The organism is Mesorhizobium sp. M0904, assembly GCF_040319475.1.
Taxonomy (GTDB): Bacteria; Pseudomonadota; Alphaproteobacteria; order Rhizobiales; family Rhizobiaceae; genus Mesorhizobium.
This window is the reverse complement of record NZ_JAMYOC010000052.1, coordinates 1-2533: the sequence shown is the minus strand read 5'-3', so window position 1 is coordinate 2533 and position 2533 is coordinate 1. Positions and strand designations below refer to the sequence as shown.

Here is a 2533-nt window from a genome sequence, read left to right as displayed (position 1 = left end):
GTAAGCGCCAAGCTGACCCCATCTGGCGCGGCTTGAGGTGATGAGCGAGACATACTGACACTGAAGCAAGGAGCCGAGGAGCTTGCAGTGTCAATTTCTATGTCTGCGCCTATGCCTGATGATAGAAGTTTCCATGTTCTTGAAGCGGTTGCCAACCGACTGGAGGCAAGCCCGCAGCGTCCGCGGCGGCGCTGGTCGGCGGAAGCGAAGTCGCGGCTGATCGAGGCGACACTGAAGCCGGGCGCGAATGTATCGGCCATTGCCAGACAAGCGGGGATGGCGCCGGCCCAGCTGTTCGGCTGGCGGAGCAAGGCGATCAAGAGCGGTGCGGTCACGCCACACAGGGATGCGGAGCGGCTCGGCTTTGTCGAGGTCACGCCGACAGCGTCTGCGTCGGTGGAGATCGAGCTGGGTGGCGTGGTCATTCGCGCCGGTGCCGATATCAATGAGGAGCAGCTGGTGCGGATTATCCGGGCGGTTCGCCAGGCATGATCCCGGCTGGCGTGAAGGTGTTGGTCGCCAGTCATCCCGTCGATTTTAGAAAAGGTCCCGACGGCCTTTTGGCACTGGTGCGCGATGCCGGCTCGGATCCATTCAACGGCGCACTTTATGTATTCCGCGCCAAAAGAGCGGACAGGATCAAGATCGTCTGGTGGGACGGCAGCGGCGTGTGTCTTTATGCCAAGCGGCTGGATGAGGCGAAGTTCTGCTGGCCGCGGATCGGCCACCACCGGGTCCAGCTCAATCATGCTCAGCTCATGGCTCTGGTTGACGGAATGGACTGGAAACGGGTTCGAACGGAGACCGTCAGGCGGCCGCAATCGGTTGGGTAAAACCCTGCGGCATGATGAATCAGGGAGCTGAAAACGCGGGAAAATTGCCCGCGAATATGCTCTGATTTTGGCCATGTCGGCACCCGATCTCGCGCTCCCGGACGACGTTGACGCGCTCAAGGCGATGGTTGTTGCCATGGCCGAAAAAGCCGCCGGTCTGGAAGAGCGTAATGCCGATCTCGAAGCCCACAATACGCATCTCGAGTTGGTCAACAAGAGCGCCGAGGAGCGGATCGCACGACTGACGGCGGTGGTGAAGATGCTGGAGCGGTCGCGCTTCGGCAGCCGCTCCGAAAGGTTGCGGGCCGGTGCGCTGAGCGAGGAGCAGTACGCTCTGGTCTTCGACGAGATCGAAACCGGCGTGGCGGCCATCCAAGCGCAGATGGAGAAGTCTGCGGGCGGCTCGAAAGCGAAGCGCGCCCCGCGCCCTCGCAAAGGCTTTGCGGCCCATCTCGAACGGATCGAGGTGGTCATCGAGCCCGAGACGCCTGCTGGCTGCGAAGCGCTGGAAAAGATCCTGATCGGCGAGGACGTCTCCGAACGGCTCGATGTCACCCCGGCGAAGTTCCGGGTGATCGTCACGCGTCGCCCCAAATATGCCTACAAGGGTTGGGACGGCGTCATCCAGGCAGCCGCGCCCGCCCGCATCATCGAAAGCGGCATTCCGACCGAAGCGCTGCTGGCGCAGATCGCGGTGTCGAAATACGCCGATGGCCTGCCGCTCTACCGCCAGGAAGCGATCTATGCCCGCGATCAGGTCGAGATCGACCGGTCACAGATGGCGCAGTGGATGGGCAAGCTCGGCTTCGAGCTCGAGCCGCTCGCCGATTACGCACTGACCCGCATCAAGCAGGGGGAGCGGGTCTTCGCCGATGAGACCACGCTGCCAACGCTGGCGCCGGGATCTGGCAAGGCCAAGACGGCCTACCTCTGGACCTATGTCCGCGATGATCGGCCCTTTGGCGGCAGTGGACCGCCCATTGTTGTCTATCGCTTCGAGGACAGCCGCGCCGGCGAATGTGTTGCCCGTCATCTGGACGGCTATCGCGGGATCCTGCAAGTCGACGGATACGCCGCCTATAACCGGCTGGCCCGATCCGATCGGGGCAACGACGGCGTGACGCTGGCGGCGTGCTGGTCGCACGTGCGGCGCAAGTTCTACGAACTGCATGCCGCAGGCTCCTCCGTTATCGCCTCGCAGACGGTGGCGCAGATGGCCCCACTGTGGGCCGCCGAGGAGGCCGTACGCGGCCAGGACCCGGCAGTACGGATAACTGCGCGTCAGGAGAAATCCGCCGCCGTCGTTGCCGCTCTCTTTGCGCTGTGGGAAAAGGAGCTGCCGAAGCTGTCGGGAAAATCGAAGCCCGCCGAGGCGATCCGCTATGCGCTCGGCCGGCGTGCCGCGCTGGAGCGCTTCCTCACCGACGGCCGCATCGAAATCGACTCCAACACCGTCGAGCGCGCCATCAGGCCACAGACAATTACCCGAAAGAACAGCCTCTTCGCTGGCAGCGACGGCGGCGGACGGACATGGGCCACCATCGCCACGCTGCTGACCACCGCCAAGATGAACCAGGTCGATCCGCACGCCTGGCTCACCCAGACCCTCGAGCGCATCGCCAATGGCTGGCCAAACAGCGCTATCGAGGCGCTCATGCCTTGGAACTACCATCGCTGAACGGCATCAGCTACCCGCTTAC

Annotated in this window: 3 protein-coding genes; all 3 read left to right on the top strand. The window is 63.5% G+C overall.

Annotated features, from left to right (window positions below):
* Positions 1 to 111: 111 nt before the first annotated feature.
* Entirely contained in the window at positions 112 to 492 is a 381-nt protein-coding gene (locus NKH80_RS29975; RefSeq protein WP_245274633.1) for a transposase, read from the top strand.
* Positions 489 to 833, top strand: coding sequence for an IS66 family insertion sequence element accessory protein TnpB (tnpB, locus tag NKH80_RS29970; protein WP_023675163.1), 345 nt, complete (start codon positions 489 to 491; stop codon positions 831 to 833). The genes NKH80_RS29975 and tnpB overlap by 4 nt, the downstream gene beginning before the upstream one ends.
* Before the next feature lie 73 nt (positions 834 to 906).
* Positions 907 to 2511, top strand: a complete 1605-nt coding sequence (gene tnpC, locus NKH80_RS29965) for an IS66 family transposase (RefSeq protein ID WP_352951281.1) — start codon at positions 907 to 909, stop codon at positions 2509 to 2511.
* The last annotated feature ends 22 nt before the right edge of the window (positions 2512 to 2533 follow it).

What these genes read in the sequence shown, in the direction of transcription:
- NKH80_RS29975 (WP_245274633.1), top strand. Translation starts at nt 112, where the DNA reads ATGCCTGATGATAGAAGTTTCCATGTTCTTGAAGCGGTTGCCAACCGA.
- tnpB (WP_023675163.1), top strand. Translation starts at nt 489, where the DNA reads ATGATCCCGGCTGGCGTGAAGGTGTTGGTCGCCAGTCATCCCGTCGAT.
- tnpC (WP_352951281.1), top strand. Translation starts at nt 907, where the DNA reads ATGTCGGCACCCGATCTCGCGCTCCCGGACGACGTTGACGCGCTCAAG.